The organism is Streptomyces sp. AF1A (genome assembly GCF_047340315.1).
Lineage (GTDB): Bacteria > Actinomycetota > Actinomycetes > Streptomycetales > Streptomycetaceae > Streptomyces.
In genome coordinates this window covers 1-5,383 of sequence record NZ_JBLEBI010000282.1, presented here as the reverse complement: position 1 = coordinate 5,383, position 5,383 = coordinate 1, and the positions used below count along the sequence as shown (strand labels likewise).

At 74.4% G+C, this 5,383-nt stretch carries 5 protein-coding genes; 1 reads left to right on the top strand and 4 read right to left on the bottom strand.

Annotation, left to right across the window (positions count from 1 at the left end; all coding sequences use genetic code 11):
• From ACLU3S_RS35545 to ACLU3S_RS35535, 3 genes are all read right to left on the bottom strand, one after another.
• The coding region (locus tag ACLU3S_RS35545) for an acyltransferase domain-containing protein (protein WP_413956098.1) at window positions 1-1,004 on the bottom strand (1,004 nt) is incomplete at its 3' end.
• 18 nt (window positions 1,005-1,022) lie between these two features.
• Window positions 1,023-1,451: an ester cyclase gene (locus tag ACLU3S_RS35540; RefSeq protein WP_413956097.1), complete on the bottom strand. Its 429-nt coding sequence runs from the start codon at window positions 1,449-1,451 to the stop codon at window positions 1,023-1,025.
• Between the two features lie 335 nt (window positions 1,452-1,786).
• The gene (locus ACLU3S_RS35535; protein ID WP_413956096.1) at window positions 1,787-3,355 is read right to left on the bottom strand and encodes an MFS transporter; all 1,569 of its coding nucleotides are present in this window, start codon (window positions 3,353-3,355) and stop codon (window positions 1,787-1,789) included.
• Between the two features lie 214 nt (window positions 3,356-3,569).
• On the opposite strand from ACLU3S_RS35535, the gene ACLU3S_RS35530 reads away from it, so the two are divergent.
• Window positions 3,570-4,556 (top strand): AIR synthase-related protein, encoded by a 987-nt coding sequence (locus ACLU3S_RS35530; RefSeq protein WP_413956095.1) that lies wholly within the window; start codon window positions 3,570-3,572, stop codon window positions 4,554-4,556.
• 94 nt (window positions 4,557-4,650) lie between these two features.
• Here ACLU3S_RS35530 and ACLU3S_RS35525 read toward each other — a convergent pair.
• Window positions 4,651-5,383 (bottom strand): MFS transporter (locus tag ACLU3S_RS35525; RefSeq protein ID WP_413956094.1); only part of this gene is annotated, 733 nt, incomplete at its 5' end.

The following is a 5,383-nucleotide window of genomic DNA, read 5'->3' as shown; positions in this document are numbered from 1 at the left end:
GTGCGCAGCACGTTCTCCTGCTCCCCCTCGCCGCGCCGCAGCGTCGGCAGCACCAGCGGGGTGACGCCGCGGGCGGCACAGCAGTCGGTGAGGGACGGGCCCAGCGTGGGGTGCGGGCCGACCTCGACGAAGGTGCGGCAGCCGAGTTCCAGCAGGGTGTCGACGGCCTGCACGAAGCGCACCGGCTCGCGCAGGTTGGCGGCCCAGTGGGCGCCGTCCGCGCACGAGCCGTCGAGCAGCGTGCCGGTGACCGTGGACACCAGCCCGCCGGCGGTGGGGCGCGGCCGGACCAGGTCCCGGGCCGCCTGCGCGAACACGGCGCGCAGCGGCTCCAGGAAGCGGCTGTGGAAGGCGATGTCGCCGGGCAGGACGCGGGCGAAGACCTCGCGCCCGGTCAGCTCCGCCACGATCACCTCGACCGTACCGGCGTCCCCGGCGACGAGCGTGGCCTGCGGGGCGTTCCAGGCGGCGACGTCGGCGGCTCCGCCGTACGTGCCGATCAGCGCCTCGGCCCGGTCGGCGTCGACGCCGAGCAGGGCGGTACGGCCGGTGCCCACGGCCTTGCGCATCAGCTCGCCGCGCAGCCGGGCCAGGCGCAGCGCCTCGGGCAGCTCCAGGGCGCCGGCGGCGGCCGCTGCCGCGATCTCGCCGAGGCTGTGGCCGACGAAGTGGTCGGCCACCAGGCCGCGTTCGGCCAGCAGCCGGGCCAGGGCGATCTGCAGCGCGACCAGCGTGGGCTGGAGGACCGCCGGGTCCGCCAGCTGCGACTCCCCTTCGGATGCGGCCAGTTCGCCCAGCAGGGACCAGCCGGTGGCCGCGAGCAGCGCGTCGTCCGCCGCCTCGAGGACCGCCCGCACGGACGGTTCCCGGGCCATGAGGTCGCGCCCCATGCCCAGCCACTGGTTGCCCTGGCCGGAGAAGACCAGGGCGGTGCGGCCCCGCGCGGGGCCGTGCGGTGCGTCGGCCGCCACCCTCGCGTGGCCGGCCGGAGTCGATGTCGTCACCGGTGCGCTCCAGGCCCCTCAGTCGCCGTCGATGACGGAAAGGGCCTGCTGCGGGTCCCAGTAGTTCTGGGCGCGGTAGATCTTCCCGTCCTTGAACTGGGTCTTGCCGGTGTAGGTCAGCGTGAAGGTCTTGCCGGTCGGCTCCCGGTCGAAGATGTAGCCCTGGTGGGTCACCGTGGTCTTCCAGGCGAGGTGCACGATGTCGTCCTCCCAGCGGACGACCTGCGCGCTGTAATGCGGGGCGAGCTTCTCGCGGACCTCGATCAGGCCGGCCTTGATGCCCTCCAGGTCGGTGCCGTCGTTCTCCAGGGCCAGGGCGGTCTCGTCCGTGAAGTGACGGAATTCCGGGTGGATGAATTCCTCGAGGAGTTCGTCCTTGTGCCCGTTGAGGACCTCGTCGACATAGCGCTGCAGAACGGCTTCCAGCTCTTCCTGGACCTGCGTCATGAGAAGGATTCCCTTCGAACGATTGTCTGCCCGATCGACGCTATGGGGACGCCCGATCCGGCAGCACCCCTATCCGTCCCCTACGCCCGCGGCGGCCGCCCCGTATTTCCGTGACACACCGTCTGACCTGGGGCGCTTTCCGCGGTTTCGAGGGCGGGCGAGAGAACCGGTAGGTCGCATTCCAGCCATGCGCCGGTGAATGCGGTGAAGAAAAACGGCGGCCGCCGTCGGGCCGCACGGCAAAAGGCAGGTCGCCCACGCACGAGTGCTTCGCGCGTGGGCGACCTGCCCATGGGGGGTGGCGACGCCCGGCGGGCGTCAGGTCCGGGAGACGCTCAGGCGGTGGCCTCCCGGGCGAGCGGGCTGTCCGCCTCGGCGGCCTCGGCCTGAGCCGCCCCGGCCGCGGCCTCGGACGTCTCCACCATGCGCGGCAGCAGCACCGCCGCCAGCACCGCACCGAGCACGGCGACGCCGGCGCACACCGCCTCCGAGGCGGTGAAGGCATGCGCGAAGGCGGTCTTCGCGGCGTCCACGGTGTGCTGCGCGGTCGGGTGCGGCAGGGACTTCGCGGCCTGCAGCGCCTGGTCCAGCGAGTGCCTCGCCGGCGCGGGACCGGCGAGCGGGTACGTCGCGGCGTACCGCGCGGCCAGCACGCTGCCGACGACCGCGACGCCGAGCGCCGAACCCATCTCCTGCACGGTGTCGTTCATGGAGGACAGCAGCCCCGACTGCTCGGGCGGGCCGGCGGTCATCAGCACGTCGTTGACGAGCGGCTGCGCCAGGCCCATGCCCGCGCCGACCAGGGCCATCGCGACGACCATCGCGGCGTACCCGTGGTCCTTGGTGAACAGCGCGAACACCCCGTACCCGGCGGCCAGCACGAGCAGGGCCACCACGACCGCGCCGCGCACCCCCACCGCCTTGGACAGCACCGGCGCCAGCGGCGAGCAGATCATCAGCGCCACCGCCATCGGCAGGATCGCGGCGCCGGCGAGCAGCGGCGAGTAGCCGAGCACCAGCTGGAACTGCTGGGTGAGGACGAACAGGCTGCCGGTGAGCGCGAACATCAGCACGGCCATGGTGCCGCTGGAGCCGAGGAAGCGGCTGTTGCGCACCACCGCGAGGTCGACCATCGGGTGCCGAGCGGTCCTCTGCCGCAGCAGGAACAGGCCCATGACGACGACACCGCCGACGAGACCGGTCAGCACCCGGGGCGACGACCAGCCGTAGCGGGGCTGCTCGATCACGCCGTACACCAGGGCGCCGATGCCCACGACGGACAGCACGGTGCTGAGCGCGTCGAGCGGGCGGGCCGCCGGGTCGGTGGACTCCGGTACGAGGGCGGTGGTCCCCAGCACGGCGAGGGCGACCACGACGACGTTGACGAGGTACAGCGAGCCCCACCAGAAGTGTTCCAGCAGCGCGCCGCCGATGAGCGGCCCGGTCACGGCGCCGAGCGCGGTCACCGCGCCCCAGATGCCGATGGCCTTCGGCCGCTCCTCCTCCGAGAAGACGTGCACGAGGATGGAGAGCGTGCCCGGCATGAACGCGGAGGCGCCGGCGCCCATCGCCGCGCGGGCGGCGATGAGTTCCCAGGACCGGGTGGAGAAGGCCGCCGCGACCGAGGCGATGCCGAACACCACGAGACCGGCGATGAGCAGCTTCTTGCGCCCGTACCGGTCGGAGAGGCTGCCGGTCATCATCAGGAGCCCGGCGAGCACGAGCGAGTAGGCGTCCACCATCCACTGGAGCTCACTGGTGCCGGCGTCCAGCTCCCTGCCGAGCGTGGGCAGTGCCACGTTGAGAATGGTCGAGTCGATCGACACGACGAACACCGCGACGGCCAGCACGGCGAGAATCGCCCACCTGCGCGGGTGTCCGCTGCCGGCTCCCTTGTTGTCCACCACAACTCCTCACGCGGCACGGGAGCGCCGCTCGACGACGGTCTGTCGTCACGACGGTAGGAGGGGGCGAAACCGGGGACAACGCGCGTACGCGCCGTTTAGGGGACCCCTATCCCGCGCGGTGCGCACCCCTGAGTGTCCGCGACCGGCCCTCACCGGCCGTACGGTGAACGGGCGGAGGCCGCCGACTCGCGGCCCGGGGGAGGGAACCGCCATGCCGACGCAACCGCTGCCGCGTGACCGGATGTTGATGTTCGGTCAGGTCCGGCTGGGCGACGATCCGAGCCCGGTCCTCACCGAGCTGACGCACTCGGCCGGGACCGGCGCCCGGGTTGGTGAACCCGTCGCCGTCACCCGGACCTTCGTCTGCGACCCGCCGTTCTTCGGCGGCGCCGACATCGGCCGGCTCACCGTGTGCGGCGCGGTCAACTCCCTTGCCGCACAAGGCGCGGAGCCCCGGCAGGTGACTTTGGGCCTGACCGTCGAGGCCGGGCTGCCGGGCACCAGGCTGCGTCAACTCGCCGCTTCCGTACGACGGACGGCCGCCGAGGCCGGTGTCGCGGTGACCGGGGTGCACGCGCGCGTGGTGCGGGCCGGGGACGCCGACCAGCTGTACGTCACCGCCACCGCCGTGGGCGCCGCCCGGCACCGGCCGCCCGACCCCGCGGACACCGCTCCCGGCGACCGCGTGGTGGTCAGCGGCCCGCTCGGCGACCACGAGGCCCATCTTCTCTCCCTGCGCGCCGGGTTGGGCTACGAACACCACGTCTCCAGCCGGTGTGCCCCGCTGGCCGACCTGATCGACGCGGCGCACTCGGCCGCCGGCGGGAGCGTGCGCGCGGTGCGCGAGCCGGCCGAGGGCGGACTCGCCGCCGTCCTCGACGCGGTGGCGGCGGCCGGCTGCACGTCGGTGGAGATCGAGGAGGCGTCCCTGCCGGTACGGCGGGTGACCCGGCTCGCCCTGGACGAACTGGGGCTCGCGCCCTGGGCGGCGGCGAGCCCCGGCACCCTGTGCGTCGTCGTGGCGCCGGAGGCGGTGCCGCCGCTCCTGGCTGCGCTGCGCGCGCACCCCCGGGGCCGCCGGGCGGCCGTGGTCGGCACCGTGCGCCGGGAAACCGAGCACCGGCTGCTCCTGCGCACCCCGGACGGCACCGCGCGCCCCCTACCCACCACCGCGACGCCGGCGGCCCGCGTCCTGTGAAGCGTCGTATCCCTGCGAACGCGGGGCCGGACCGGGCAGCGAGCCGGGACCGGCCGCGCCCGGCCGCCGTGACCACGGCCGGCGCCCGTCGCGTCTACGACCGCCCGCCCGCGCCAGGCATCCGGCAGCCCCGCAGGGACAGCGTCCCGGCGGCCGTCGCCAACAGGGGCAGCAGGGCCAGACCGAGCAGGATGCCGAGGCGGGCCGTGCCCGTCTGGTGGACGGCGTGCCCGGCGCCGGAGGAGACGTAGCCGAAGGCGGCTAGGACGAGGCCGTAGACGAAGGGGGCGAGGGCCAGGCCGGCCGCCTCGCCGGTGGCGAACACCCCGGACAGCACACCGCCGTTGCGGTCGCCGGCGCGGCCGGCGTCCTCGGCGATGCAGTCGGGCAGAAGGGCGTACTGGAAGACCAGTTGCCCGGCGTGTCCCGTGCCGGCGAGCGCCATCGCGGCGAGCACGACCCCGGACGGCACCACGGGCACGGCGAGGAACCCGAGGCAGCCGAAGGCGAACAGGGCGCCGGCCACCGCGTAGGCGCGGTGCGTGCCCAGCCGGGCGCCGAGCCGTGCCCACAGCCGCGCCGTGAGCAGGTCCGGCACGACGAACGCGGCCACCAGCGCGCTGGTCAGCGCCGCGTCGCCGAGCACCTGCCGGGTCGCGTACGGCACTCCGGCCAGCAGCACCCCGGTGGCCAGGGCCTGCGCGGCGGCGGCGCCGAGCAGCGCGAGGAAGCGCCGGTTGGCCCGTACGGCCACGAGGGACCGCCGGACCGAGGCGTCCGCACGGGCGCGGGGCTCGACCGGGGCGGTGCGCGTTCGGCGCGTCGCG